The 24596-nt window shown below is 69.2% G+C and carries 27 protein-coding genes; 11 read left to right on the top strand and 16 right to left on the bottom strand.

The window, feature by feature from the left end:
• Positions 1–10 precede the first annotated feature (10 nt).
• A complete protein-coding gene (locus tag ESP51_RS07315; RefSeq protein ID WP_129520244.1) occupies positions 11–223 on the bottom strand; it encodes a ferredoxin in 213 nt (70 codons plus the stop codon).
• Between the two features lie 165 nt (positions 224–388).
• Here ESP51_RS07315 and ESP51_RS07310 point away from each other — a divergent pair, with 165 nt between their 5' ends.
• Together ESP51_RS07310 and ESP51_RS07305 are read left to right on the top strand one after the other, a co-directional pair.
• Positions 389–1741, top strand: a complete 1353-nt coding sequence (locus tag ESP51_RS07310) for a cation:dicarboxylate symporter family transporter (RefSeq protein WP_129520243.1) — start codon at positions 389–391, stop codon at positions 1739–1741.
• A gap of 75 nt (positions 1742–1816) precedes the next feature.
• Complete coding sequence (locus tag ESP51_RS07305; RefSeq protein ID WP_164990454.1) at positions 1817–2551, top strand: FadR/GntR family transcriptional regulator; 735 nt, start codon at positions 1817–1819, stop codon at positions 2549–2551.
• Between the two features lie 51 nt (positions 2552–2602).
• Here the strand turns inward: ESP51_RS07305 and ESP51_RS07300 are convergent, their stop codons facing one another.
• Positions 2603–3628: a GTP-binding protein gene (locus ESP51_RS07300; protein WP_164990453.1), complete on the bottom strand. Its 1026-nt coding sequence runs from the start codon at positions 3626–3628 to the stop codon at positions 2603–2605.
• Positions 3629–3729: 101 nt separating this feature from the next.
• On the opposite strand from ESP51_RS07300, the gene ykgO reads away from it, so the two are divergent.
• Positions 3730–3852: a type B 50S ribosomal protein L36 gene (gene ykgO / locus ESP51_RS07295; RefSeq protein WP_129520240.1), complete on the top strand. Its 123-nt coding sequence runs from the start codon at positions 3730–3732 to the stop codon at positions 3850–3852.
• On the opposite strand, the gene ESP51_RS07290 is transcribed toward ykgO, so the two are convergent.
• From ESP51_RS07290 to ESP51_RS07270, 5 genes are all read right to left on the bottom strand, one after another.
• Positions 3849–5279 (bottom strand): amidase, encoded by a 1431-nt coding sequence (locus ESP51_RS07290; RefSeq protein ID WP_129520239.1) that lies wholly within the window; start codon positions 5277–5279, stop codon positions 3849–3851. The genes ykgO and ESP51_RS07290 overlap by 4 nt on opposite strands.
• Complete coding sequence (locus ESP51_RS07285; protein WP_129520238.1) at positions 5276–7051, bottom strand: dipeptide ABC transporter ATP-binding protein; 1776 nt, start codon at positions 7049–7051, stop codon at positions 5276–5278. Before ESP51_RS07285 ends, ESP51_RS07290 begins: the two co-directional genes overlap by 4 nt.
• Positions 7048–7983, bottom strand: a complete 936-nt coding sequence (locus ESP51_RS07280; RefSeq protein ID WP_129520237.1) for an ABC transporter permease — start codon at positions 7981–7983, stop codon at positions 7048–7050. Before ESP51_RS07280 ends, ESP51_RS07285 begins: the two co-directional genes overlap by 4 nt.
• Complete coding sequence (locus ESP51_RS07275; protein WP_129520236.1) at positions 7980–8924, bottom strand: ABC transporter permease; 945 nt, start codon at positions 8922–8924, stop codon at positions 7980–7982. The genes ESP51_RS07280 and ESP51_RS07275 overlap by 4 nt, the downstream gene beginning before the upstream one ends.
• 82 nt (positions 8925–9006) lie before the next feature.
• Positions 9007–10518: an ABC transporter substrate-binding protein gene (locus ESP51_RS07270; RefSeq protein ID WP_129520235.1), complete on the bottom strand. Its 1512-nt coding sequence runs from the start codon at positions 10516–10518 to the stop codon at positions 9007–9009.
• A 178-nt stretch (positions 10519–10696) separates the two neighbouring features.
• On the opposite strand from ESP51_RS07270, the gene ESP51_RS07265 reads away from it, so the two are divergent.
• Complete coding sequence (locus ESP51_RS07265; RefSeq protein ID WP_129520234.1) at positions 10697–11458, top strand: FadR/GntR family transcriptional regulator; 762 nt, start codon at positions 10697–10699, stop codon at positions 11456–11458.
• A 33-nt stretch (positions 11459–11491) separates the two neighbouring features.
• Here the strand turns inward: ESP51_RS07265 and ESP51_RS07260 are convergent, their stop codons facing one another.
• Positions 11492–12130, bottom strand: coding sequence for a TOPRIM nucleotidyl transferase/hydrolase domain-containing protein (locus tag ESP51_RS07260; RefSeq protein ID WP_129520233.1), 639 nt, complete (start codon positions 12128–12130; stop codon positions 11492–11494).
• 452 nt (positions 12131–12582) lie between these two features.
• Between ESP51_RS07260 and ESP51_RS07255 the strand changes: the two genes are divergently transcribed.
• Together ESP51_RS07255 and ESP51_RS07250 are read left to right on the top strand one after the other, a co-directional pair.
• A complete protein-coding gene (locus ESP51_RS07255) occupies positions 12583–12888 on the top strand; it encodes a DUF559 domain-containing protein (protein WP_129520232.1) in 306 nt (101 codons plus the stop codon).
• Between the two features lie 280 nt (positions 12889–13168).
• Positions 13169–14074, top strand: a complete 906-nt coding sequence (locus ESP51_RS07250) for a serine protein kinase RIO (RefSeq protein ID WP_241843035.1) — start codon at positions 13169–13171, stop codon at positions 14072–14074.
• A 78-nt stretch (positions 14075–14152) separates the two neighbouring features.
• Here ESP51_RS07250 and ESP51_RS20570 read toward each other — a convergent pair whose 3' ends face one another.
• Together ESP51_RS20570 and ESP51_RS07240 are read right to left on the bottom strand one after the other, a co-directional pair.
• On the bottom strand, positions 14153–14524 hold the full coding sequence (locus tag ESP51_RS20570; RefSeq protein ID WP_164990452.1) for a DUF2255 family protein: 372 nt from the start codon (positions 14522–14524) through the stop codon (positions 14153–14155).
• An 88-nt stretch (positions 14525–14612) separates the two neighbouring features.
• Positions 14613–14996 (bottom strand): DUF2255 family protein, encoded by a 384-nt coding sequence (locus ESP51_RS07240; protein ID WP_129520230.1) that lies wholly within the window; start codon positions 14994–14996, stop codon positions 14613–14615.
• 164 nt (positions 14997–15160) lie between these two features.
• Between ESP51_RS07240 and ESP51_RS07235 the strand changes: the two genes are divergently transcribed.
• Positions 15161–16552, top strand: a complete 1392-nt coding sequence (locus ESP51_RS07235) for an MFS transporter (protein WP_129520229.1) — start codon at positions 15161–15163, stop codon at positions 16550–16552.
• A 160-nt stretch (positions 16553–16712) separates the two neighbouring features.
• Here the strand turns inward: ESP51_RS07235 and ESP51_RS21015 are convergent, their stop codons facing one another.
• Positions 16713–17030 carry a MarR family winged helix-turn-helix transcriptional regulator gene (locus ESP51_RS21015; protein ID WP_241843034.1) on the bottom strand — a complete coding sequence of 106 codons (318 nt, stop codon included), beginning with the start codon at positions 17028–17030 and terminating at the stop codon, positions 16713–16715.
• A 57-nt stretch (positions 17031–17087) separates the two neighbouring features.
• On the opposite strand from ESP51_RS21015, the gene ESP51_RS21010 reads away from it, so the two are divergent.
• Together ESP51_RS21010 and ESP51_RS07225 are read left to right on the top strand one after the other, a co-directional pair.
• Entirely contained in the window at positions 17088–17381 is a 294-nt protein-coding gene (locus ESP51_RS21010) for a hypothetical protein (protein WP_241843033.1), read from the top strand.
• A gap of 194 nt (positions 17382–17575) precedes the next feature.
• A complete protein-coding gene (locus ESP51_RS07225; RefSeq protein ID WP_129520228.1) occupies positions 17576–18178 on the top strand; it encodes a hypothetical protein in 603 nt (200 codons plus the stop codon).
• Positions 18179–18182: 4 nt separating this feature from the next.
• Here ESP51_RS07225 and ESP51_RS07220 read toward each other — a convergent pair whose 3' ends face one another.
• From ESP51_RS07220 to ESP51_RS07200, 5 genes are read right to left on the bottom strand one after another with little or no spacing between them, the layout of a single operon-like run.
• Positions 18183–18794 (bottom strand): nucleoside deaminase, encoded by a 612-nt coding sequence (locus ESP51_RS07220; protein WP_129520227.1) that lies wholly within the window; start codon positions 18792–18794, stop codon positions 18183–18185.
• 24 nt (positions 18795–18818) lie between these two features.
• The gene (locus tag ESP51_RS07215) at positions 18819–19616 is read right to left on the bottom strand and encodes an ABC transporter permease (RefSeq protein WP_129520226.1); all 798 of its coding nucleotides are present in this window, start codon (positions 19614–19616) and stop codon (positions 18819–18821) included.
• A 9-nt stretch (positions 19617–19625) separates the two neighbouring features.
• The gene (locus ESP51_RS07210; RefSeq protein WP_129520225.1) at positions 19626–20528 is read right to left on the bottom strand and encodes an ABC transporter permease; all 903 of its coding nucleotides are present in this window, start codon (positions 20526–20528) and stop codon (positions 19626–19628) included.
• Complete coding sequence (locus tag ESP51_RS07205; RefSeq protein ID WP_129520224.1) at positions 20528–21715, bottom strand: ABC transporter substrate-binding protein; 1188 nt, start codon at positions 21713–21715, stop codon at positions 20528–20530. Before ESP51_RS07205 ends, ESP51_RS07210 begins: the two co-directional genes overlap by 1 nt.
• Before the next feature lie 57 nt (positions 21716–21772).
• Complete coding sequence (locus tag ESP51_RS07200; RefSeq protein WP_129520223.1) at positions 21773–22816, bottom strand: ABC transporter ATP-binding protein; 1044 nt, start codon at positions 22814–22816, stop codon at positions 21773–21775.
• 138 nt (positions 22817–22954) lie between these two features.
• Between ESP51_RS07200 and ESP51_RS07195 the strand changes: the two genes are divergently transcribed.
• Both ESP51_RS07195 and ESP51_RS07190 read left to right on the top strand, forming a co-directional pair.
• Positions 22955–23779 (top strand): FadR/GntR family transcriptional regulator, encoded by an 825-nt coding sequence (locus ESP51_RS07195; protein WP_164990451.1) that lies wholly within the window; start codon positions 22955–22957, stop codon positions 23777–23779.
• Positions 23776–24561: a cache domain-containing protein gene (locus ESP51_RS07190; protein ID WP_129520221.1), complete on the top strand. Its 786-nt coding sequence runs from the start codon at positions 23776–23778 to the stop codon at positions 24559–24561. Before ESP51_RS07195 ends, ESP51_RS07190 begins: the two co-directional genes overlap by 4 nt.
• Positions 24562–24596 lie beyond the last annotated feature (35 nt).

The following is a 24596-nucleotide window of genomic DNA, read 5'->3' as shown; positions in this document are numbered from 1 at the left end:
AACTGCAGCCTTAGATGCGCCTGTCGTCACCTTCGACGTAGATGGTCGCCGACGGGCACAGCTCCTTCGCCTCGCGCACCGCCTCCCACTCGGACTCCGGCGGGTTCGCGTCGATCAGTTCCACGAAACCGCCATCCTCCGGCGGGTTGCGAAACACGTTCGGAGCGGTGAGCCCGCAGTTCCCCGAGGCAATGCACGTGACGGGGTTCACGGTGACCTTCATCAGCAACATCCTTTCCGTGGCAGCGCCGATTGTGGCGACGCTGCTCATCCACGCCGAAAGCTTTACGCCTTCGTAACACCGAGGCGAAGCCGGGGCAACATCGCACCGCCTTAATTGGTCAGACCACTTTCCGTGTCCACTCGGACCGACGCGAAGGAACGACCAATGGCCAATACCTCTGACGGGCTGTTCGAAGAGACACCCGAGCACGAGATCCGTGTGAAGCAACCGATCTACAAGTCCCTGTTCTTCCAGATCATCGTGGCGATCGTGCTCGGTGTGAGCATCGGATGGCTCTTCCCCGACCTCGGCGCGCAGCTGAAGCCATTGGGCGACGCCTTCATCCGGATCATCAAGATGATCATCGCGCCGCTCATCTTCCTCGTCATCGTCACGGGCATCGCGCACGTCGGCGATGTGAGGTCGGTCGGCAGGGTCGGCGTGAAGGCACTCACGTACTTCCTGATCGCCTCGACCTTCGCGCTCGTCTTCGGCATGATCGTCGCGAACATCGTCAGGCCCGGTGCCGGACTCGACATCGACCCGGCGTCGCTCGACACCTCCGCCCTCGAGGAGAAGACGGCGGGCGGCGAACTGCCGACCGCGTCGGAGTTCCTGCTCAATGTCATCCCCGAGAGCGTGATGGGCGCGTTCGCGAGCAACATCCTCCTGCAGGTGCTGTTCTTCTCGGTGTTCGTCGGCGCCGCGATCGTCGTCATCGGCAAGGACAAGGTGAAGCCCGTCGTCGACCTGCTCGACTCGGGAATGACGATCATCTTCAAGATCATGGGCTGGATCATGAAGGTCGCGCCGATCGGCGCGTTCGGTGCGATGGCGTTCATCATCGGCCAGTACGGCATCGCGACGCTCGGCACCTATGCCGTGCTGATCGCGGCCTGCTACGGCGCCGCGATCATCTTCATCGGCCTGCTCTTCCTCGTCGCCTGGGGCTTCGCTCGAGTGCCGCTCTGGCAGTTCATCAAGTACTCGCGCTCGGAGTTCGCGCTCGCGCTCGGCACCGCCTCCAGCGAGGCGGTGCTGCCCCGCATCATGGCCAAGCTCACCGCAGCCGGCTGCCCACGTTCGATCACGGGCCTCGTCGTGCCGACCGGCTACTCGTTCAACCTCGACGGCGCAGCCATCTACCTGTCGATCGCCCTGCTCTTCCTCGCGCAGGCGTTCGGAGTCGACCTCTCGCTCGGCGAGCAGCTCGGCGCCCTCGGCATCCTGCTGCTCACCTCGAAGGGCATGGCGGGCGTTCCCGGGTCGTCGTTCCTGGCGCTCTCGGCCACTGCCACCGCGCTCGGCCTCTTCCCCGTCGCGGGGGTCGCCCTGCTCCTCGGAGCCGACCGCATCATGGACTCGATGCGCGTCTCGGTGAACCTGCTCGGCAACTGCGTCGCCGCCTTCGTCGTGTCGCGATGGGAGAAGCAGCTCGACTACGACCAGATGCGGGCGGCGTTCTCCTCCCAGAACGTCGACGCCGTTCAGCTCGAGAGCGCGAACGCGAACGCGTAACGTGCACGTGGGAAACTGGTGGGTGTCGCGTCAGGGGCACCCACCAGTTCCGTCTTCAGGTCGAGAATGAGTTCGATGCCAGCAGCTGCCGAACCGATCGGGCCCATGCCGAGGCATGGTGCGTCGGTCGCCGACGACGTGGCGCGGCACCTGAAGCGGCTCATCGTCACCGGCGCATTCCCGAACGGTGGGCGTCTGCCGGCCGAGCGTGCGCTCGCGGCAGAGCTCGGTGTCTCGCGAGCGGCGCTGCGTGAGGCCCTGCAACAGCTCCAGAGCGCCGGACTCGTGCACAGCCAGCAGGGCAGCGGTACGAGGGTCACGCACGATCCCTCATCATCGGCGCGACTCGTGGCCCACCTCTCGCAGGAGGAGCGCGACTTCGCAGAGTCGGCCGAGCTCCGCGCGGTCGTCGAGCCGCAGATCGCGCGCCTCGCCGCCAATCGCGCCACCCCGAACACCGTCGCCGAGATGCGGAAGATCCTCGACGCCTCCGCGACCGAGCTCGACGTCGAGGCATCCATGTCGCTCGACATCGAGTTCCACCTGGCCGTCGCCGAGACGGCCGGCAACCGCCTGCTCTCCTCGCTCAGCGGCCTCACCGCGAGCTGGACGATCAGCGAACGCGCGTATTCACACCTGCAACCGCGCGGCCGGGATGTCTCCCGCCTGGGTCACGCCCGGATCCTCGCGGCGATCGAGTCCGGCGACGCCGACGCGGCCGAGCGCGCCATGGCCGTGCACCTCGAGGAGATCGGGCTCGTGATCGCGGAGGCGCGCGCGTCGGTCGGCGACAAGCCGGTGGTTGAGTAGGCCGCGAAGCAGCCGTATCGAAACCACCACGACCGGGACCCGCACCGAACCTCAGTGATCGTGCTCGAGCTCCCAAGCCGGGAACGGATCGCGATACCGCGCCCACTCCATCGGCCCCGCGAGCAGTTCGTCGTCGGCGAGCAGCGCCGCCCCGAGCACGTTGCTGAGATACTCGGCCTGCAGCTCTCGGCCGAAGAACACGAGCTCCTGTCCTTGCGGCGAATCCGCATCCCAGCTGAGCATCGCGGTCGGGTCGAGTGAGAGCACCCGCCCTGCCGTCGACCACGATCCGACCCTCCCCGGCCGTGAGGCGAGACGCACGAGGCCTCGGGATCGCACGATGAGGCCGGCGTCTTCGGGATCGAGGAAGTGCTCGACGACCTGTCCGAGCCGCGTCGGGTGGAACGGGCGCGGGTCTCGGAACACGAAGGCGCCGATCCCGGCGATCGTCGAGGGCAAGCCGGCGCGCCCCTCGAGCTCGAGCATCCACCCCATGTCGCGGCCGAGTGCCTCGAGCCGGTCGCCGCTGGGCACCGAGCGGGCCGCGGGGTGCTCGGCTTCGCTCGGAGGGAGGATCCTCGCCGTGGGGTTGAGGCGATTCAGGAGCGCGATGACCTCGCGGGCGGCGACCGACGGGGCATCCGTCAGGTCGGCCAGAATGATCGTGCTCGCCGATTCGAGCTGGGCCGCAAGTCGCTCGCTCGTGTCGTAGTCGCCTTGCTGCGTGTGGTCGGGCCCCTCACGGAAGAGCCATCGGCGGATGTCTGCGACCCGGGCGGTCGTGACGAGTTCGCGCAATTGAACCCGCACCCCGTCGGATGCCTCTGCCGCGAAGAGGTGCCGGAGCACGAGACCGGCCTCGAGGCAGTCCACGCGTGGGTCGAGGTCGACGACGACCCTGCCCGCGTGGCCCCGTGCCGCGAGTTCGAGGAGATGATCGGCGAGCTCGAGGGGAAAGTCCTGGTGGCCGGCAGAGGACGGATGCACCTGCTGCGTCGCGGCCGTGCCGGTTGCCAATGCCGCGAACCGGCTCCGGTCGGCTGAGCGCAAGCCGCTGACGAGGGTGACACCGAGCACCGGCCCTGCGCCTCGGTTTGGTGGATCGTGCTGCATGCTGCCCCAGTTCGTCTCGACTGGGAGCTAGGCTAGCTGATAATCATTCTCAACAAGGAGACGCCATGAAGGTTCGCAACTCGCTCAAGGCCCTGAAGAAGATCCCGGGAGCGCAGATCGTGCGCCGACGCGGCCGCACGTTCGTGATCAACAAGCTGAACCCGCGCATGAAGGCCCGGCAGGGCTAGCCCCACTTCGGCACCGCCGACTCTGGCCGCGTGCGCTCGTACCAGGCCGTGAAGCGCAGCGTCTCGAGGTCGGCGAAGCGCCGGCCCGTGATCTGCAGCCCGATGGTGCGTCCATCGGCGGTGAAGCCGCAGTTGACGCTCGACGAGGGCTGTCCCGTCATGTTGTACGGCGCCGTGAAGGCGATGTGGGACATCCGCTGATCGTCGTCTCCCCACGGCATCGGCCACTCCGCCGGGAACGCGGCGACCGGAGAGACCGGCGAGAGCACGGCATCGAACGGATGCGTCGCCTCCACCGTGACCCGGCGCATCTCGGCGATCGCGTCGTAGGCCTCGAGTGCGCGGCGGCCCGAGACATCCGCACCGCCGTGCACCCAGGTCGAGATGAACGGGAGCACCCGGCCCTTGGCCTCGGGGCTCAGGTCGACATACGTGCGCCAGAAGCGCACGCGCCAGAACAGGTCGAGCTCGTCGAGGAATCGGTCGTTGATGAACGGCGCGAGCTCGACGAGCTCGGCGCCCGCGTCGGAGAACGCGGCAGCGGCGCGTTCGATCGCGGCTCGCACCTCGGGGTCGACGAGCATGCCGGCGCCAGGCTCCAGGTGCACGGCGATGTGCTTGCCGCGCACGTCGATGTCGAGGTCGTCCCAGTCGAGGTCCTCGGGTGGCAACGACGTGTAGTCGCGCGCATCGGGACGCGAGAGCACCGACATGCCGAGCGCGACGTCGGCGACCGACTGCGCGATCGGGCCCGCCACTCGGCCGAGGTAGGGATTGTCGATGGGGATTCGGCCGTCGCTCGGCTTCAGGGTCGCAAGGCCGAGCCACGTGGCGGGCAGTCGCACCGATCCGCCGATGTCGGTGCCGACGTGGACGGTGCCGAATCCCGCAGCGGCGGCGGCCCCGGCTCCCGAACTCGATCCTCCGACCGTGAGGGTGGAGTCCCACGGACTGCGCGTGATGCCGTGCACGCTCGACACCCCGGAGGAGAGCATCCCCCAGTCGGGCATCGTGGTCGAGCCGATGATGACGCCGCCCGCCTCGAGGATGCGGTCGACGACCGGAGAGTTCCGCGCCGGGATGACGGGCACGCTGGCACCCGACCCCGCGAAGGCCGGGATGCCGGCACGGTACAGGTTCTCCTTGACGGTGCAGGGGATCCCGTCGAGGCGGCCGAGCGGCTCGCCACGCACCCAGCGTGCTTCGCTCGCGCGCGCGTCGGCGAGCACTTGCTCGGGGTCGAGATCGCTGAACGCGTTGATGACCGGGTTGCGCTCGTCGATGTCGTCGAGGATCGCGCCGGCGACCTCGACCGGCGAGAGGTCGCCCGAAGCGTAGGCAGTGGTGAGAGCCGCGCCGGAGAGCGAGGCGCGGGCCGAGGCGGTCGTGGCGGCGGTGGAGGTCGCCGCTGCGGCGGACTCGGTCATTCCTGCTCCTGTGTGTGTCGGATGGTCGGCGTCGCCTCGATGAGACTGCGCGTGTACGGGTGGGACGGGTCGTCATAGATGGCGCGGGTCTCCCCCTGCTCCACGATCTCGCCCCGCTGCATGACCGCGACGCGGTCGCAGAGGTGACGCACGACGCCGAGGTCGTGCGAGACGAAGACGAGCGTGAGCTCGTACTCGTCGACGAGGTCGGCGAGCAGGTTCAGCACCTGGGCGCGCACCGACACGTCGAGTGCGCTGACCGGTTCGTCGGCGACGAGGATGCGGGGCCGGCACACGAGTGCCCGGGCGATCGAGATGCGCTGCCGCTGCCCGCCCGAGAACTGGTGGGGGAACCGCTCGACCGAGTCGGTCGGCAACCCGACGGCGTGCACCATCTCGGCGACGAGGGCGGCGCGCTCCTTGCGCGAGACGGCGATTCCGCCCTGCAGGTTCGCGGCGTTCATGAGCGGCTCGGCGATGATCTCGCCGATGCGCATGCGCGGGTCGAGCGACGCCATCGGGTCCTGGAAGACGATCTGCAGGTTCTTGCGGAGCTCGGCGAGGTCGGCATGGCGGGCGCCGTTCAGGCGCCGCCCGACGACGTCGATGGTTCCCGACGTCGGCTGGTCGAGGCCCGAGAGGATGCGGAGCAGGGTCGACTTGCCCGATCCGGACTCGCCGACGATGCCGAACCGCTGCCCCGCCTCGATCTCGAACGACACCCCGCGTAGCGCGTCGACCGTCGGCGCCGGCGTGCGCAGCGACGTGCGGTCGCGGCGGTACTGCTTCGTGAGCTGCTCGGCACGCACGAGCGCCGCCGACGTGGGTGCAGCCGGCGCAGCCGGTGCCGCAGGTGCGCTCGGCCGCTGAGCCGTCCGCAGCACCGACCGGCCGAGCACGTAGTCCGCGGCGGTCGCGACCGTGAAGAGTCGGCCGGCGGTGTCGGTGGCATCGAGATCGGATGCCGCGAGCAGGCCTCGGGTGTACGGATGCTGCGGTCTCGTGAACACCCGGTCGATCGGGCCCTCCTCGACCACGACGCCCTTGTTCATGACGAGCACTCGCTCGCACGTCTCGCCGACGACCGCGAGGTCGTGCGTGATGAAGAGCAGCCCGGTCGACCTGCGGGACACCGTCTCGAGCACGAGCTTCAGCACTTGCTTCTGCACGGTCACGTCGAGCGCGGTCGTGGGCTCGTCGCAGACGAGCAGCTCGGGGTCGTTGGCGAGCGCGATCGCGAGCACGACGCGCTGGCGCTGGCCGCCCGAGAGCTGGTGCGGGTAGGCGCGCGCCGTCTCGGCCGGCGTCGGCAGACCGACATCCGTCATCAGCTCGACCGCTCGCCGCTCGGCGGCGGCGCGATCCGGTTGCGTGCCGTGGATCAGCATCGACTCGGCGATCTGCCGGCCGACGCGCAAGAGCGGGTTGAGCGCGGTCATCGGCTCCTGGAAGACCATCGCCATGTTCGCGCCGCGGAGCTTCGCGGCCTGCGCCTCGCCGAGCCCGATGACGTTGCGGTCGTCGCCGCCGACGGTGACCCGGCCGGTCGCAGTGAGCGAGTCTGGCAGGAGGCCCATGACGGCGAGTGAGGTGACGGACTTGCCCGAGCCCGATTCGCCGATGAGCCCGACCCGCTCGCCGCGCTCGATGCGGAAGGTGAGGTTCGAGACGAGCTCGTGCTCGTCAGTGGCGACGGTGAGGCCCGACACGTCGAGTGCAGGGTGGTCGGCGACGGGGATGCGGTTCGCCAAGGGGTGCGCGGTGGAGGTCATCGGTTCCTCATCTTGGGGTCGAAGCGGTCGCGAAGCCCGTCGCCGAGCAGGTTGAAGCCGAGCACCGCGAGGGCGATGGCGACGCCCGGGAAGATCGCAAGATACGCGCTGGTCGCAAGGAACTGCTGCGCGTCGAGCAGCATCCGGCCCCACGACGGGGTCGGCGGCAGCGTGCCGAGGCCGAGGAAGGAGAGGCCCGCCTCGGCGAGCACGGCGATCGCGAAGTTCACCGAGCACTGCACGATGACCATGCCGCCGATGTTCGGCACCACGTGGCGCAGGGCGATCGCGAGGCCCGAGCGATTGGCCGCCCGCGCGGCGAAGATGTAGTCCATCGACATCACCTGCAGCGTTCCCGACCGGGCGACGCGCGCGAACGCGGGCGCCGAGCCGATGCCCAGCGCGATCATGGCGCTCAGTGTGCCGCCCCCGAACACGGCGCCGAACACGATCGCGAGCAGGAGGCCCGGGAAGGCCATCACCACGTCGCTGCCGCTCATGATGAGCACGCCGAGCCGCTTCGGCCGCATGCCGGCGAGGATTCCGAACGGAACGCCGATCGCCGCGCCGATGAGCACCGAGACGGTGCCGACGAGGAGCGTGATCTGGGCACCCGCCATGATGCCCGACAGCACGTCGCGCCCGTAACGGTCAGTGCCCATCGGGTGAGCGAGGCTCGGCGACTGGAGGCGGTCGACCGCCACTGCGTGGGTCGGGTCGTACGGCGTCCAGACGAGGGAGACGAGCGCCGCCAACGCGATGAGGGCGATGAGACCGCCGCCCACGACGAGTTGCGCATTCGGGCCGCGGCGACGTCTGCCCGAGCTGCCGACGGGATTGGTGCCCTGGTCCCTCGTCGTGTCGGGCTCGGGAACAGCGGTGACGGGGGCGGAAGCGGATGCCTCCCCTGACGTGGTGGTGACGATGCTCATGCGGCCCTCCTGAGTCTCGGGTCGAGCAGGGTGAAGGCGAGGTCGACGAGGAAGTTGATCAGCACGATCGCGATGACCAGCACCACGACGACGGCTTGCACGGCGAGCAGGTCGCGGTTTCCGACGGAGTCGACGAGGTAGCTGCCGAGTCCGGGAATCGTGAACACCCGCTCGACGACGACCGCTCCGACGAGGAGTCCCGCCATCTGCAGGCCGACGACCGTGAGCACCGGGATGCCCGCGTTCCGGAGTCCATGGCGCACGAGCGCGACGTTCGCGGTGAGCCCTTTCGAGCGCGCCGTGCGCAGGAAGTCCTCGCGCTGGATCTCGAGCACGGCTGACCGCACGTAGCGCGTGAGGATCGACGCCTGCACCGTGCCCAGCGCGATGACGGGGAGCGTCACGTGCTGGAGGAACTCGGCGGGCTCGGACGGCGGCACCCAGCCGCCCGACGGGAGCCAGTCCAGTTCGATCGCGAAGAACACGATGAGGAGCATGCCGACGAGGAAGCTGGGAACGGCTACACCGAACTGCGAGACGCCCGAGATGATCGCTCCCGACGGACGCTGGTGACGGATGGCGGCGATCGTGCCGAGCGGCACGGCGACCGCGATCGCGATCACCATGGCGAGCCCGACGAGGATGAGCGTGACCTGCAGTCGGTCGGTGATCACGGGGCTGATGTTCTGCCCGGTCACGTACGACACCCCGAAGTCGCCGCGGAGGAGCCCGCCGAGCCACTCGAAGTACTGCACGACGAGCGGCGTGTTCATGCCGTACTGCTCGCGCCAGGCGGCGAGCTGCTCAGTCGTCGCCTCGATCCCGAGGGCGACCGTGGCCGGGTCTCCGGGCAGCACGCGCAGGAGCAGGAAGACCACGACGGTCGAGACGAGCACCGTGGCGATGAAGCTGCCGAGCAGCTTCAGCAATCGAATGGCCACGGTCACCCCCTTTCAGGATCGAATGCAGCGGATGCCGCCCCCGGCCGGCGCGATCGAGCGCCGGCCGGGAGCAGCCGGGCGGTCAGTTCCAGTGGAGTCCCGAGAGCACGAGCGACTCGGTCACGGCGTTCCCCGCGATCCCGCCGAGCTGTGCGTCGGCGACCACGATGTTCGGGAACAGGAACAACGGCAGCGACGCGACATCCGTTGCGGTGATCTCTGCGACCTCCTTCATGCCCTCGACCCATTCCTCTTCCGAGCCCGCATCGGCGGCTGCCACGATCGGCGCGATCTCGCTGTTGTCGTAGCCGATGTAGTAGTCGGGGTTGTTGAAGGTCGCGAGGAGGTCGCGGGCCTCGACGGCCAGGATGACCGACATCTGGTAATCGTGCTTCGTGAACACCTTGTCGAGCCACACGGCCGGGAACTCGTCGCTCGCGATCGTCGCGGTGATGCCCACCTCGGCGAGCTGCGACACGACGACCTCGGAGACCGCCGTCGCGTAGGGGCGCGTCGGCACGTCGAAGGTGATCGAGAGGCCTTCGACGCCGGCTTCTGCGAGCAGTTCTTCGGCCTTCTCGGGGTCGTAGGGATAGAGGTCGTTCAGGTCCTCGTAGTACGGGTCGGTCGGCGGCACCATGGCGCCGATGCTCTCGCCGTAGCCGGCCCACGCGGCATCCATGATCGCCTGGCGGTCGAGGGCGTAGGCGATCGCCTGGCGCACGCGCACATCGTCGAAGGGCGCGACCTCGTTGTTCAGCGAGAGCAGGATCTCGCCGTTCGACGAGCCCTGGATCACCTGGAGCTCGTCATCGGCCTCGAACTGCGGGATCAGGTCGGGCGCCTGCATGTTGTAGAGCATGTCGACGTCACCCGCGCGCAGCGCGTTGGTGCTCGCGACGACGTCGGCGAAGTAGCGCAGGTCGACGTCGGTGATCGCGGGCGCCTCGCCCCAGTAGTCCTCACGAGCGGCGAGGCTGATGTGGTCGCCCGTGACGCGCTCGGTGACGGTGTACGGCCCGGTTCCGACGGGCGTGTTGGCGAGATCGCCGATGCCGCTCGGGTCGAACATCAGGCCCACGGTTCCGGCCATGTCGTAGAGCCAGATGTTGCTCGGCTTCTGCAGCACGACCCTCGCCTCGGTGGGCGAGACGACCTCGACGTGGTCGAGCAGGGCCATCTTGGGCTGGTTGATCGCCCAGTCGGTCGCGATGCGCTCGAGCGAGAACTTCACGTCGTCGGCGGTGAACTCCTCGCCGTTCGCGAAGGTGACGCCCTCCTCGAGCACGAAGTCGTAGGTCGTGCCGTCGTCGCTCACGGTCCAGGACTCGGCGAGCTTCGGCTGGAGCTCTCCGTCCTGATCGAGCGCGACGAGGCCCTCGTAGACGTTGTTCATGAGTACTTGCGGGATCGCGGATCCCGCGGTCGTCGTCAGGTCGAAGTTCACGGGTTCGCCGGTGAGACCGATGGTGACGGATGCGTCGTGGGCTTCGCCGCTCGCGGAGTCGGCGGTGGCGCCGGCGGTGCAGGCGGTGAGGGCGAGGAGGCCGCCCACGGCGGCCGTGGCGGCGAGAGTTCGAGTGGTGGGGGACACTGCACGGCTCCAATGTGGGTGGACTGGTTCGGTGGTTGAGTAGGCCGCGAAGCAGCCGTATCGAACCCACGAGGTTTACTGGCCTGACCAGTACACGGAAAGCTATGATGAACCAGCCAGCGCGGTCAAGCCGTGAAACACACTGTTTACGTTCGACCTCTGAGACCGAAGGAGCCTCGTGCCATTCACCCCCGTGCAGAAGGTCAGCGCCTACGAGTCGATCGTGCTGCAGATCGAGAGCGCGATCGCGAACGGCGACCTGAAGGCTGGCGACCGCCTGCCCGGCGAGCGCAAGCTCATGGCGGACTTCTCGGTGAGCCGTGCAACTGTGCGTGAAGCGCTGCGCGTGCTGCAGGCGACGGGTGTGGTCGAGTCCCGCCCGGGCGACCCGCGCGGGCCGGTCATCTCGCACTACTCTCCCCGCCTGCTCGAGAAGTCGATGTCGCAGCTCGCGCGCCTCGACAGCGTCTCGCGGGTCGAGGTGCTCCAGTTCCGGCTGCTCCTCGAGGGCAGCGCCACGCGGCTCGCGGCCAGGAATCGCAGCGAGGCCGATCTCGACCTGATCACGACTCGCCACCGCGAGCTCGAGGCGAGCATCAAGGCCGATGGCGCGGAGTTCTTCAGCGACCACGTCGCCCGGTTCCACGCCGCGATCCGGCGCGCTGCCGGCAACCAGCTCATCGAGATCTGCGGCAATGTCGTCGGCGGCATCATGTCCGAGCTCATGGTGCGTCGACTTCGCACAGATGCCGACCAGCTCGCGATCGTGCAGCGCAGCGCCCTCGACGGGGCGCGCCTGGTGGAGGCGATCAGCGCCCGCGACCCCGAAGGAGCCGCGGCGATTCAGGTGGCGAACATCTACCGCTTCTACGCCGACGACCTCGACCCGGCCGAGGTCGACGCCCTCCAGCCGTTCCTCGACCCCCCGGTGGTTGAGTAGGCAGCGAAGCAGCCGTATCGAAACCACCCCCGGTCACGTCGCCCCCGCCCCGATCGCCGCGACGAGAGCGGCGAGGACCGCGGGGATGCGCGACTCCTCGAGCGCGCCCACGAGAATCGGTGCGAAGCGCGCCTTGCGGCCGCTGTGCGTGCCCATGAAGCGCCTGAGCTGCGCATCCGTCGGCCTCGCTCGCTGCGCGGGCTGCCGCTGGAAGCCGCGGAATCGCGCGAGCTCACCGTGCTCGGCGAGCAGTTGCTCCACCCGATCGGTGCCGAGCGCGCGGATGAGCTCACCCTCGAGATCGGGGTCGCACGCGAAGTAGCCGAGCGACGCGAGCCCGGCGAGCGTGCCTGTCGCGCCGGGGTCGGTGCCGCTGCCGCTGCCGCTGGTGACGCCCGCACCTCCGAGCCCATCACGCTCGACGGCGGCATGCACGTACGCCAGCTCACCGGCATCGAAGAGCCCGAGCACCCGCGGGCGGACCGGAGCCGCCGACAGCTCGGCGAGGTGTCGGCGCAAGTTCGTGACGCCGCCCATCGAGACGACCGTGGCATCCGCTGAAACCAGGTCGCACCCGAGCCGAGCCGCGAGCGTCTCGACCGCAAGCCGGTCGCTCTCGCCCTCGACGAGCACGACGGTGGCGGATGCCTCGTGCCGCTCGCCTGCCCGCATGGCGCCGACCCTACCTCGCACCCCCAACATCCGGGCCGTCCACCGAGCCAATTGCCACTTTCGGCCGCCCCGCCAGCCCGAAGGCGGCCCAAACTGGCAACCGGGCAGCTGGACTGGTCCTCGACAGGCACAGATGGCGCGCTGACAGACCACGCTTCGAGCGGACGCGGCAACCGCGAGCCGTGTCCGGGAGACGATCTCGCGCGTGGCGAAAGCATCTCGACTCCCGGCCGAACTGGAAGCCGCGCCGTTCACGGTGCGACAGGCGGCCGCCTACGGCCTCACGCGTCGGCGCACTCGTGCGCGCGACCTGACGACACCGTTCCGGGGCGTGCGCACCTCCCAAGGCGACCTCGATCTGGCCGCCCTCTGCACGGCGTACGCCACGCGGATGCCGCGGGGGCAGGTCTTCAGCCACCGCACCGCGGCAATGCTCACGAAGGGAGACGCTGTTGCGACTCAACGTCTTGCGCCACGGCTACCCAGAACCCGAATGCAACGGCGCGATCGAGCTCTCGGCCGGCTGGATGACGCATGGCGATCTCGTCTTCCGCCAGCACCGCGTGCTGCTCGAGTACGACGGCGAGCAACACCGCACCGATGATCGACAGTTCCACCGAGACGTGGAGCGCCTCAACGACCTCGCAACCGATGGCTGGATCGTCATCCGCGTCGGGCGTCGCCTGCCCCTTCGGCGCGCACTCGCGCAGCTCGATCGAGCGCTTCGCGCGCGCGGTTGGAGCGGGCCGGCGCGCTGAGTTGCCACGTTCGGCCGCATGTAAGGCCGCGAATCGGCCGCAAATGGCAACTCGGCTCGGCGCGAACAGCTGCCGGGATTCCGTAGACACGGCGCTGGGCGGCGGCGTATGCTCTCGTGCGGGCCGCTCGTCGCGGCATCCGTCGCCCGAGATCGGAAGGAGAGATCGATGAACACCGTCTTTGTCGTGCGCATCGCAGACACCCTTCCCTGTGAGGCCGCCCGCCTGTAGCGCATTCGCGCCGGCGCTCGGTGGCCTCCGTGAATCTCGGAGAACCACCTTGCACATCACCCCGTCACTCGACGAATCCGCCGTCGTGCGCTCGCACGCGGCATCCCGCCCCTTCACGACCCCGCGCTTCGACGCGGGCGACCTCGCGTTCCAGCTCACGGAACCCGGCGAGGACCAGCGCTGGTCGACCTGGCCGGCCACCACTCCCTCCGAACGCGGCCCGATGCCGCGTCCCGATTGGCTCGTCACGGATGCCGCGGCGATCGACACCGAGCTCGGCGTCGTGAAGACCGGCAAGGAGGCCGACGTCAACCTCATCGAACGCGCCGTGCCCGGAGCCGAGCCCGGCACACCGGGCCAGAGCGTGCTGCTCGCGGCCAAGCGCTACCGCGGGAGCGAGCACAGCCAGTTCCACCGCTCCAACATCTACACCGAGGGCCGCGGCACCCGCCGCAGCCGTGACGCCCGCGCCGTCGCGAAGAGCTCGACGTTCGGCCGGGAGGTCGCCCGCGTGCAGTGGGCCTATGCCGAGTTCGAGGCGCTCAAGCGGCTGACCGAGCTCGGGGCATCCGTTCCCTACCCGGTGCAGGTGGGCGGCACGGAGGTGCTCATGGAGTTCATCGGCGACGGCCGCGTCGCTGCACCTCGGCTCGCCCAGGTGCGCGCGACACCAGGCGAGCTGCGCGAGCTGTTCCAGCAGATCGTCGAGTTCACGCGCACACTCGCGCGCTCTGGGCTCGCCCACGGCGACCTCTCGCCGTACAACCTGCTCGTGCACGACGGGCGGGTGGTCGCGATCGACCTGCCGCAGGTCGTCGACCTGGTGTCGAATCCGCAGGGCTTCGACCTGCTGCACCGCGACTGCGTCAACGTGTGCGACTGGTTCAGCCGGCAGCGCCTCGAGTGCGACGCCGACGAGCTCTTCAGCGAGCTGATCGCCGAGGTGTACCGGTGAGGCGTGAGGTGGGGGTGCCGGTGCTGTTGCGTGTGCTCGTGCCCCTGCCCGCGCCCTTGCCCTTGCCCTGCACGCGGGCTAGGGCGCGGGCGTCACCCGCTGCGTCGTGCCCCGGGCGAGCGGGGTGAGCATCTCGGCGACGGATGCCGGTTCTGCCGCGTACTTCTCCTGCAGCGCGTCGTCGACCCGCGCCTCGAGCTCCGCATCGTTCGGCTCCTCGATGGTGACCGCGCGTGCCCCCGCCGGTGTATCGAACGCGACACCACCATTGGTGGTTGCACGCCGGTACCACTTGGCGTCGGGCCCGTACGCGGAGCGCACGTAGATCGCGTCGTCGACCGCGACGGCCCAGATCGGCGTCGGGATCGTGCGCCCATCGCGGGTCGTCGTGACGATGTGCACGGTGTCGGTGGAGCGGAGGTAGTCGAACAGTTCGTCGTGCTCTGCCATGCGTCCAGTGAAGCAGTCGCGGGCAGGCGCCTTGCAGGTGATCGCCACGGGCGAACGCGCGTGCGCGAGCCGCCACCGCACAGGTGGGCTACAGCGCGCGGCCGAGCGGCACCACGCGCTGCGTCGTGCCGTGCGCGAGCGGGGTGAGCATCGCGGCGAGCGATGCCTTCTTCCGCCCGTACTTCGCACGCAGCGCGTCGTCGACGGCGGCCTCGAGCGGGTCGGTCTCATCGATCGCCTCGAGTTCGACGGCCCGGCGACCGGCGGGCGTCTCGAACCCGACGCCGGGATTCGTCGTCGCCCGGCGGAACCACTTCCCGTCGTGTCCGTACTCCGAGCGGATGAAACTCACGCCATCGACGTCGACCGCCCAGATCGGGGTGGCGATCGTGCGGCCGTCGCGGGTCGTGGTGACGATACGCACCACCTCGGTGACGCGCAGGAACTCGGTGAGGTCGTCGTCGGTGGCCATGCCCCAGTCAAGCACGCACGGCGGTCGACGCGGCCGTGCAGGTCCTCTTCCGCCGCGGCATCCGCGGGCGTTACAGTGCAGCAGGATCAGCGTCGATCCACCGCGATGCCGGGCCCCTCGGGGCACGTCATCTTCCGTTCATCCGACCGAACGAGGCTTACGTCATGACCCTTCATCCCGAACCGCCGCCCATCGACAGCGACGCCGTGAAGGTGATGGGCCTCGAGTTGCAGGAGGGTCGGGTCATCCCGCGGCGACAGGTGTTCTCGTGGGCGCTGTGGGACTGGGCAACGCAGCCGTTCAACTCGGTGATCCTCACCTTCGTGTTCACGGCCCTGTACCTCACGAGCGACACGTTCCTCGACCCGGCGGTCGCGGAGCTCGCCGAGGGAGACCCGTTGCGCGAGCGCGGGCTGGCCGATCTGGCGAGCGGGCTCGGGTGGGCGATCACGATCGCGGGCATCCTCATCGCGGTGCTCGCCCCGGTGCTCGGTCAGCGAGCGGATGTCGCGGGGCGGCGCAAGCTCTGGCTCGGCGGCGCCACCGCAGCGCTCGTGCTGTGCATGTTCGCCCTGTTCTTCGTGCAGGGCGCGCCCGCGTTCTTCGTGCTCGGCGTCTCGCTCATCGCCGCCGGCACGGTGTTCAGTGAGATCGCGGGCGTCAACTACAACGCCATGCTCGTGCAGGTGTCGACGCCGAAGACGGTCGGCAAGGTCTCGGGGCTCGGCTGGGGCCTCGGCTACATCGGCGGCATCGTCGCGCTCGTGCTCGTGGTGGTCGCGACCACGTTCGACTGGTGGGGCATGCCGACCGACAACGGGCTCGCGTTCCGAGTGATCGCGATCGGATGTGCCGTGTGGACGATCGCCTTCGCCTGGCCCGTGCTCGTGTACGTGCCCGAGGCCCCGCCCGCACCGCATCGCGAGCGCGTGTCGTTCTTCCGCAGCTACGCGGTGCTCGTCAGGGACGTCATTGCGCTCTGGCGCGACACCCGGCCGACGTTCTGGTTCCTGCTCGCGAGCGCCGTGTTCCGCGACGGCCTCGCGGGCGTGTTCGCCTTCGGCGCGGTGATCGCGGCGGTCGCATTCCACTTCACCTCGAACGAGGTCTTGACCTTCGGCATCGCCGCCAACCTCATCGCCGGTCTCTCGACCATCCTCGCCGGACGCTTCGACGATCGGTTCGGACCGCGAGCCGTCATCATCTTCTCGCTCAGCGGCCTGCTCGTCGCCGGCCTCACGGTCTTCTTCCTCCACGACTCGGGCAAGCTCGTGTTCTGGATCTTCGGCCTCGTGCTCACGCTGTTCGTGGGCCCGGCCCAGGCAGCGTCGCGGTCCTTCCTCGCACGCGTGACGCCCGCGGGCCGCGAAAGCGAGATCTTCGGCCTCTATGCGACGACCGGTCGCGCGGCGAGCTTCCTCTCGCCGTTGCTGTGGGCGGCGCTCATCGCAGCATTCGGAGCGACGTATTGGGGCATCCTCGGCATCATGATCGTCGTGGCGGCGGGCCTTGTGCTCATGCTCTTCGTGAAGGTGCCTGTCACCGACCGCACCTGAGGTCGGCAGCATGACCTTGCTTCGGGTTTGCGAGATGCTGCTTCGGTTTTGGCGGACTTCGGCCGATTCGTAGGACGCGGAGCCGCGCGTCCGTCCTACCAAGTGCCCGAAGTCCTCCGAACCTGGCCCGTCGAACGTTCGGCGCGCGTGATCGAGCGGGTCAGTCGCGCGGCCAGGCCGCCACAAAGCGTGAGAGCAAGCGGGCGAGCTCGGCCCGCTCCTCGGGGGTGAACTCGGCGAGCGCGGTCACGACGGCGTCGCGGCGCGTGCCCCGCGCGTCGGCGAGGAGCTTTCGGCCCGCCGCGGTGAGCACGATCGCGCTGCGACGCGCATCGACCGGGTCGACCTCGCGCCGAGCGTGGCCTGCCTCGACCGCCGCTTGCACGAGACGGCTCGCGCGCGGCTGGTCGACCCCGATCGCGTCGGCGAGCTCGCTGACCGACGGCGGGCGCTCGGTGCCCTCGAGGGCGTCGAGCAAGCGGAAGCGCGCGGCCTGCGCGAGTCCATCCCCGCGGCGGCCGCCGTGGAGATGCGGATGCCGCAGCCCCGTGTCGCCCTCGGCGCCGTCGGTGTCCGGCCCGCCCGGCCGGCGGCCGCCACGTTGGTGGCCGTGTCCACGAAAGTGCTCGTCGCGCGGGTGCTCATCGCGCGCGTGAGCATGCCCGGAACTGGGGCCATCGCCATGCCCGCGCGCGTGCCCGGACCCGTGCTCGATCGCCTCGGCGCGGCGCTGCAGCCGACGCCGGCCCTGATCGCGGCGCATCGTGACGAGGGCGGCTTCGATGATGGCTACCGGATCGTTGTGGTCGGGCGCGTCATCCGACTCTGAGCGTTCGCCGGGCGGCACTTGACGCGATCCGTTCATGTATGTAAGTCTACATGCACATGTAATAGTGCATGTAATTGATCAGGTGCCCGACACGGGCGTGAGCGGATCCGCCGCCCGTGAGCACCTCCCACAGCGGGCGAGCCTCGAGTGCCGTCCGCAACACCGACGCGCACCGCGTCACGGAAGGAACACCCATGACCACCCACGACAACCACAACGACACCACCGTCCCCACGAGCCCGCGGCCCCTCGGCTACTGGCTCCGCGTCATCGACCGTCGCCTCGACGACACGATGCGCGACCTCTTCGCCGCCGAGGGCATCAGCCGCCGCGATTGGCGCCGGCTGAACCTCATCGCCGGCACCGTCTCCGACCCGCGCATGATCGACCGGCTCGCGGCGCGCCCCGAGCGCATTGCACCGCTCATCGAGCGCGGCTGGGTCACCGGCGAACCCCGCTCCTGGAGCCTGACCGAGGCCGGCGACGCCGCCCTGCACTCACTGCATGGCCGCGTCTCCTCACTCCGCGCCACCATCGCCGACGCGGTCAGCCCCGAGGACTTCGCCACCACCATGAGCTCGCTCGAGGCCATCGCCCGCCAACTCGGCTGGAGCGACGACGAGCGGATGCCGCGCAAGCACGGCCGCTCGTTCGGCCACGGCCGACCGGGCGAGCATGGCCACGGCGTCGCCCACCGCAGCGAGCACGGGCATGGGCATGGGCACGGACTACCGCACGGACACGCCCACGGTGCTGATCGCGACCGCGGCACCGACCGCGCGGATGAGACCGAGTGAACCGCTACGCCCCGCCGGTCTCGGTCAAGCCGCGCGCGTTGTAGACGACCGCGTCCGACGCCCCATAGGCGCGGAACACCTCGATCGCGTCGTCGTGTCCGACGCCGACCGACACCTTGATTCCGCGCCGCTCGAACTCGCCGTCCCAGTCCTCCGTCATCGGCCCCTCGTCGAAGCCCGTCAGCCGCTCGAGCTCCGCCCCCTCGCCCGCGATCGTGAGCCGCCGCACGCCCGACCACATCGTCGCGCCGTAACACATCACGCATGGCCGCCAGTTGACGATGAGCTCGAGGTCGGCGCCGCCCGCGCCGAGATCCCACCGGCCGACCGCGCGCTGCGCGAGGCTCAGCGCCATGACCTCGGCGTGCATCGAGGTGATCCCGCTCGCGAGCACCACGTTCACGCCCATCGAGACGAGGGCTCCGGATGCCGCGTCGACGACGATCGCCGCGAACGGCCCGCCGTTGCCCGCACGCCAGTTGCGATCGGCGAGCTCGTTCACGAGCCGCATCCGATCCTCGGGGGTGTCGAGCGGCGACGCAGCGAGCGTGGCAAGGTCGTCGACGAGCCACGAGGGCAGCGACGCGGAGAAGTCGGTGGCGAGGGAGGCATCCATACCGGACATTCTGCCTCCTCGCAGTCAGCGCCGCTGCTCAGAGCCCGACAGCCGCTGCGCGATGTAGATCGGGAGGATCGACACGAGTACGAGCACGACCGCGATGACCGCCACGATCGGCGCCTGGCTCGGCCGGAACATGTTGTTCAGAATGAAGATCGGCAGCGTCGTCACGCCCGACCCCGCCGTGAACGTCGTGACGATGATCTCATCGAACGAGAGTGCGAACGCCAGCAGACCACCCGCCAACAGCGCCGAGCGCAACTGCGGGAACGTCACGAGCCGGAACGTCGTCCACACTCCGGCGCCGAGGTCGGCCGAGGCCTCCTCGAGATTCGTGCCGAGTCGCCGCAGTCGCGCGATGACGTTGTTGAAGACCGTGACGATGCAGAACGTCGCGTGGGCGATGACGACCGTCCAGATCGAGAGCGGCACGCCCATGATCGTGCGGAAGAAGTTGTTGAGCGCGATGCCCGTGATGATGCCCGGCAGCGCGATCGGCAGGATGATGAGCAGGCTGATCGCCTCGCGGCCGAAGAACTCGAATCGCTGGAGCGCGAGCGAGATGAGCGTGCCGAGCACGAGCGAGATGATCGTCGAGACGATCGCGACCTGCACGCTCGTGCCGACGGCCTCGAGGGCGCCGGCACTCCGGAACGCGCGCCCCCACCACTCGAGCGTGAGGCCCGGCGGCGGCCACGTGAGCGACGTCGACGTCGAAAACGAGTTCACGAGCACGACGAGCAGCGGCACGTAGACGACCAGGAGGATGAGCCCGGTCACGAGACCGAGCGTCGTGCGGGAGAGGCGGGAGAGTCGCATCCGTGATCCCTAGAGGTTGTCGAGCGCACCGGTGCGGCGCACGAGGAAGAGGTAGCCGAAGATGATGACGATCGGGATGAGGGCGATCGCGGATGCCAGTGGCAGGTTGTTCGCCGCACCGACGTTCGTGTAGACGAGGTTGCCGAGCATCTGGTTCGCGCCGCCCACGATGTTCACCGTGATGTAGTCGCCGAGGGAGAGCGAGAAGCTGAAGATCGTGCCGGCGATGATCGCCGGCAGCGCGAGCGGGAAGACGACGAGCCGCAGTGTCGACCAGGTCTTGCCGCCGAGGTCTCCGGATGCCTCGAGCAACGAGTCGGGCACGCGCTCGAGGCCCGCATAGATCGGGAGGATCACGTAGGGCAGCCACAGGTAGGCGAGCGTGATGATCGTGGCGGGCAGTCCGTAACCCGGGGTGTGTCCGCCGAAGGGTGCGACGAGCCACTCGAGGATCCCGTCTTGCGAGAGCACCGAGCGCCACGCGTACGCCTTGACCAGATACGAAGCCCAGAGCGGCGTGAGCACCGCGATGACGAGGATGCGTTGCATCCGCGGCGTCGCGACCTTCGCCATGTAGAACGCGATCGGCAGCGCGAGCGCAACGTCGATGAGGGTCACGAGCAGCGCGACGCCGAGGGTGCGCAGGGTCACCGTCTGGTAGAGCGAGCCCGTGATGACGGTGAGGATGTTGTCGAGCGTCCACGTCTGGCTGATCTGCCCCGTGAAGCTGTCGACCGACCAGAACGCGGTCACGAGCAGCAGCACGAGCGCCACGATGTAGACGAGCCCGAGCCAGAAGAGCGGTGCGCTGAGCAGCAGCGCGAGCCGAGCCCGCGGGTGCGTGCTGAGGAAGACGGAGCCCGCCCTCGCCGCTGTGCGACGAGGACGGAGCTCCGCGGGGGTCGACGTCATCAGCCCTTGATCTCCGACCAGGCCTCGGTCCAGCCGGAGTAGTCGACGCACTCGACGTCCGTGCGCCCGTCGAGGCACTCGGCGATCGGGGTCGACCAGTACCAGATCTGCGATGCGTACTCCTCGTCACCGGCGTGGAACGCCTCGCACGATCCCTCGGAGCGGAACTCGCACGCGGCCTCGTTCGACGGCGCCTCGCCGAAGTACTCGGTCGCCTGGGCGTTCGCCTCGGGGCTCGCGATGTAGTCGAGCCAGGCGTACGCGCAGTTCGGGTTCTTCGCCTCCGACGCGATCATCCACGTGTCGGACCAACCGGTCGTGCCCTCCTCGGGCAGCGTGACCGCGGTCGGCGCTCCCGAGCCCTCGAGCACGTTCTGGATGACCTGCCAGCTCGTGCCGACGACGGTGTCGCCGGTCTCGAACGCCTGGATCTCCTTGAGGTAGTCCGACCAGTACTCGCCGATGTGCGCGCGCTGCTCCTTCAGCAGGTCGACGGCCGCCTGGAACTGCGTCTCGTCGAGCGCGTACGGGTTCTCGATACCGAGGTCGGGCTGGTGGTGCATGAGGTACACCGCGGCATCCGCGATGTAGATGGGCGAGTCGTAGGCCGTGACCTTGCCGGAGTTCTCGCTCGCCTTGTCGAAGACGACGTCCCATGAGGTGGGCGCCTCGGGGAACACCTCGGTGTTGTACATGAGCAGGTTCGCGCCGTAGCCGTGCGGCACGCCGTAGGCCTCGCCGTCGACCGAGTTCCACGACTGCATCTTCAGGAAGTCGTAGATGCCCTCGTAGTTCGGGATGAGGTCGGTGTTCACGGGCGCGACGTCGCCGGCGGCGACGAGACGCAAGGAGGCGTCACCGGATGCCGCGACCACGTCGTACTCGCCCGTCTTCATGAGGTTGAACGCCTCATCCGACGTGCCGTAGGTCTTCGAGGTGACCTCGCAACCGGTCTCCTCCTCGAAGGGGGTGACCCAGTCAACGGCGGGATCGTTCGTGCCGTCCTCGACGTAGCCGGGCCACGCGAGGAGCGAGACCTGGCCCTCGAATTCGCCGAGCTCTTCGGCCGCCTCGCCGCCTCCATCGTTGGCCGCCGTCGTGCCGCAAGCGGTGAGCAGCGCGATCGAGGCGATCGCGAGGCCCACTGTCGCCGCGCCACGGCGTGCCGTGGGGGGAATGCGCTTCATGGTTCTCTCCTGTATCTGTGTGGTGTGCCGTGTGGTGCTGGTCTGTTCACGCAGCTGTCACGCCGCCGCATCCGTCACCGTCGCGAGCGCGACGACGTCGGCGTCGTGCCAGCTCACGACGACGCGGTCGCCGCGCTCGTCGTCGTGCGCCCGGTGCCGGTCGTTCTGTTCGAGCACGGTCACGCGGGTGCCGGCGTCGAGGTCGACGACGAGACGGATGCCGCTGCCGAGGTAGATCGCCTCGACCACGGTGCCCCACGCGTTGCGAACCCCGTCGCCCGACTGCTCTGCCGTGCCGACGATCATCTTCTCGGGACGCACGGAGTGCTCGCCTGCTCGGCCGAGGAGTGCGAGCGAGCGCTCGTCGTCGAGGAGGTTCGAGGTGCCGACGAAGTCGGCGACGAATCGGGAGCCGGGTCGCTCGTAGAGCTCGGCGGGCGTGCCGAGCTGTTCGATGCGGCCGTCGTTGAAGACGGCGATGCGGTCGGAGAGGGTGAGCGCCTCCTCCTGGTCGTGCGTCACGAAGATGAAGGTGATGCCGAGCTCGCGCTGGATCTCCTTGAGCTCGACCTGCATCTGCTCGCGGAGCTTGAGGTCGAGGGCGCCGAGCGGCTCGTCGAGCAGCAGCACCTTCGGCTCGACCACGGTCGCGCGGGCAAGTGCGACGCGCTGTCGCTGCCCGCCCGAGAGCTGCGAGGGCTTGCGAGCGGCCATCTGCTCGAGCCGAACCGCGGCGAGCGCGCGCATCGCCCGCTCGTTGCGCTCCTTGCGGCCGATGCCGCGCACGCGGAGGCCGTAGGCGACGTTGTCGAGCACGTTCATGTGCGGGAAGAGCGCGTAGTCCTGGAACACCGTGTTGACGTCGCGATCGAACGGCGCGCGCTTCGTGACGTCGTGCCCGAAGAGCTCGATCGTGCCGCCGCTGGGTTGCTCGAAGCCCGCGATGAGGCGCAGCACGGTGGTCTTGCCCGAGCCCGAGGGGCCGAGCATCGAGAAGAACTCGCCGGCCGCGATCTCGAGGTCGACGTGATCGACGGCGGTGACCGAGCCGAACTCCTTGGTGAGCCCCGTCAGGCGGATGGCCGGCTGCGCGTCGGTCATGGGATCTCCTTCGACATTCCAAAACATCTGGAACCAGATGTTCGTGATTCCAAAATCATATGACTCCAGATGTAAATGTCCAGAGGCCCGTGTTACGGTCATGTCACAGAATCGCGAGCACGGATGCCGGGAGGTGGGATGCCGCAGGCCACCGGACGCTCCGACGCCACGCGCGCGGTCGTCTTCTCCCCGCTCGACGCCGCCGGTCGCGCCGAGCTCGTGGAGCAGCGCCTGACCGACGCCATCGTCGCGGGCGTGCTGCGCGACGGCGAGCGCCTGCCGAGCGAATCCGAGCTCGCCCGCAGCCTCGGCGTGGCCGTCGTCACGGCGCGCGAGGCGCTCGAGTCGTTGCGCGACAAGGGTCTCGTGCTCACCCGGCGCGGTCGCGACGGCGGTAGCTTCGTCACCCACGACCGCGACGCGACCACGCGAATGGTCGACGAGCGCGTGCGAGCGCAGAGCCGCATCGAGCTGCGCGACCTCTCACTGCACTACGCGGCGATCGCCGGCATGGCCGCCGAGGTCGCGGCAGATCGCGCGAGCGACGACGACGTGCAGAGCCTCGTCGAGATCGACGAGCGCGCCGACCTCACGACCCCGGGTGGCGCCCGACGGGCCGTCGGGCGCTTCCAATTGGAGATCGCCGCGGTCAGCCAGTCGCCCCGACTCGTGCACGAGGAGCTGCGCCTGCAGGCCGAGACCGGAAGCCTGCTCTGGCTCTGCATGCGTGAGCAGGACTATCGTGACCGGAGCAGGCAGGCGCGACTCGAGGTGATCGAGGCGATCCGAGCGGTGGAGCCCGAGCGGGCCCGCCGGGTGACGACCGAGCACATCGCCTCGGCCGTCGAATGGCTCATCGAAGAGAAGGTGCGGCTCGAGGCGAGCGAACCGCCAGGGGCGTCCGGGGCAACCGGGCCGCCAGGGGCATCCGTCGCCGAACGAACGGAAGGAGGCGCGGCATGACCGTCACCGTCGATGTCACCGCGCAACTGATCGCGCAGCGCATCGCCTCGACCATCGATCCCGTCTTCGCGATGATCGATGGCTGGCGCGACGCGGTCGAGCGCGCGATCGCGACCGAACCCGAGCCACGAGCGGCGACGCTCGACCCGATCATCGCCGCCCTCGTGGCTCCCGAGCTCGAGCGACCCGGCAGCCTCATCACGGGAGCCGGATTCGTCGCGACGCCGGGATTCCTCCTCGACGCACCGTGGCACCTCGCGTGGTGGCTGAGCGGCGCGAACACCTTCCGCGCGGCGCCCGACGCCGGGCTTCGCCGCCTCGACGCGGTGAACGACCCCGACTCCGAGCAATTCCGCGACTACACGACGCTCGAGTGGTGGCGGGTGCCCGAGCGCACCGGCACCCGGCACCTCACCGGCCCGTACGTCGACTACCTCTGCACCGACGACTACACCGTCACGATCACGACGCCCGTGATGGCCGCCGGAGAGCTCGCGGGCATGGTCGGAACCGACCTCTACGTCGCGCGCCTCGAGCGCGTGCTGCTTCCGGTGATCCGCGAGTCGGGGCATCCGTGCTCCCTCGTGAACGCCTCGGGCCGCATCGTCACCTCGACCGACCCGCATCGTGCCACGGGTGCCCTGCTCCGGCTCGACGGCCTCGTCGACGCGCTCACGCCGTTGCGCAATGCGGTCACGGAGACGGATGCCGCGGTGCTGCCGAGCGGCGCTACCATCGTGCCGTGCGGCGACACGTCGCTCGCGCTCGTGCTCGAGGGCTGACGTCGCGGCGCCTGCGGTCACGAGACGACGCATCG

Origin of the sequence: Agromyces albus (assembly GCF_004134825.1) — a bacterium.
Lineage (GTDB): Bacteria > Actinomycetota > Actinomycetes > Actinomycetales > Microbacteriaceae > Agromyces > Agromyces albus.
Note: the sequence above shows the minus strand (reverse complement) of the source record. Positions and strands in the feature narration are given on the sequence as shown.

What these genes read in the sequence shown, in the direction of transcription:
- ESP51_RS07315 (WP_129520244.1), bottom strand. Translation starts at nt 223, where the DNA reads ATGAAGGTCACCGTGAACCCCGTCACGTGCATTGCCTCGGGGAACTGC.
- ESP51_RS07310 (WP_129520243.1), top strand. Translation starts at nt 389, where the DNA reads ATGGCCAATACCTCTGACGGGCTGTTCGAAGAGACACCCGAGCACGAG.
- ESP51_RS07305 (WP_164990454.1), top strand. Translation starts at nt 1,817, where the DNA reads ATGCCAGCAGCTGCCGAACCGATCGGGCCCATGCCGAGGCATGGTGCG.
- ykgO (WP_129520240.1), top strand. Translation starts at nt 3,730, where the DNA reads ATGAAGGTTCGCAACTCGCTCAAGGCCCTGAAGAAGATCCCGGGAGCG.
- ESP51_RS07290 (WP_129520239.1), bottom strand. Translation starts at nt 5,279, where the DNA reads ATGACCGAGTCCGCCGCAGCGGCGACCTCCACCGCCGCCACGACCGCC.
- ESP51_RS07285 (WP_129520238.1), bottom strand. Translation starts at nt 7,051, where the DNA reads ATGACCTCCACCGCGCACCCCTTGGCGAACCGCATCCCCGTCGCCGAC.
- ESP51_RS07280 (WP_129520237.1), bottom strand. Translation starts at nt 7,983, where the DNA reads ATGAGCATCGTCACCACCACGTCAGGGGAGGCATCCGCTTCCGCCCCC.
- ESP51_RS07260 (WP_129520233.1), bottom strand. Translation starts at nt 12,130, where the DNA reads ATGCGGGCAGGCGAGCGGCACGAGGCATCCGCCACCGTCGTGCTCGTC.
- ESP51_RS20570 (WP_164990452.1), bottom strand. Translation starts at nt 14,524, where the DNA reads ATGGCAGAGCACGACGAACTGTTCGACTACCTCCGCTCCACCGACACC.
- ESP51_RS07240 (WP_129520230.1), bottom strand. Translation starts at nt 14,996, where the DNA reads ATGGCCACCGACGACGACCTCACCGAGTTCCTGCGCGTCACCGAGGTG.
- ESP51_RS07235 (WP_129520229.1), top strand. Translation starts at nt 15,161, where the DNA reads ATGACCCTTCATCCCGAACCGCCGCCCATCGACAGCGACGCCGTGAAG.
- ESP51_RS21010 (WP_241843033.1), top strand. Translation starts at nt 17,088, where the DNA reads ATGCCGCAGCCCCGTGTCGCCCTCGGCGCCGTCGGTGTCCGGCCCGCC.
- ESP51_RS07225 (WP_129520228.1), top strand. Translation starts at nt 17,576, where the DNA reads ATGACCACCCACGACAACCACAACGACACCACCGTCCCCACGAGCCCG.
- ESP51_RS07220 (WP_129520227.1), bottom strand. Translation starts at nt 18,794, where the DNA reads ATGGATGCCTCCCTCGCCACCGACTTCTCCGCGTCGCTGCCCTCGTGG.
- ESP51_RS07215 (WP_129520226.1), bottom strand. Translation starts at nt 19,616, where the DNA reads ATGCGACTCTCCCGCCTCTCCCGCACGACGCTCGGTCTCGTGACCGGG.
- ESP51_RS07210 (WP_129520225.1), bottom strand. Translation starts at nt 20,528, where the DNA reads ATGACGTCGACCCCCGCGGAGCTCCGTCCTCGTCGCACAGCGGCGAGG.
- ESP51_RS07205 (WP_129520224.1), bottom strand. Translation starts at nt 21,715, where the DNA reads ATGAAGCGCATTCCCCCCACGGCACGCCGTGGCGCGGCGACAGTGGGC.
- ESP51_RS07200 (WP_129520223.1), bottom strand. Translation starts at nt 22,816, where the DNA reads ATGACCGACGCGCAGCCGGCCATCCGCCTGACGGGGCTCACCAAGGAG.
- ESP51_RS07195 (WP_164990451.1), top strand. Translation starts at nt 22,955, where the DNA reads ATGCCGCAGGCCACCGGACGCTCCGACGCCACGCGCGCGGTCGTCTTC.
- ESP51_RS07190 (WP_129520221.1), top strand. Translation starts at nt 23,776, where the DNA reads ATGACCGTCACCGTCGATGTCACCGCGCAACTGATCGCGCAGCGCATC.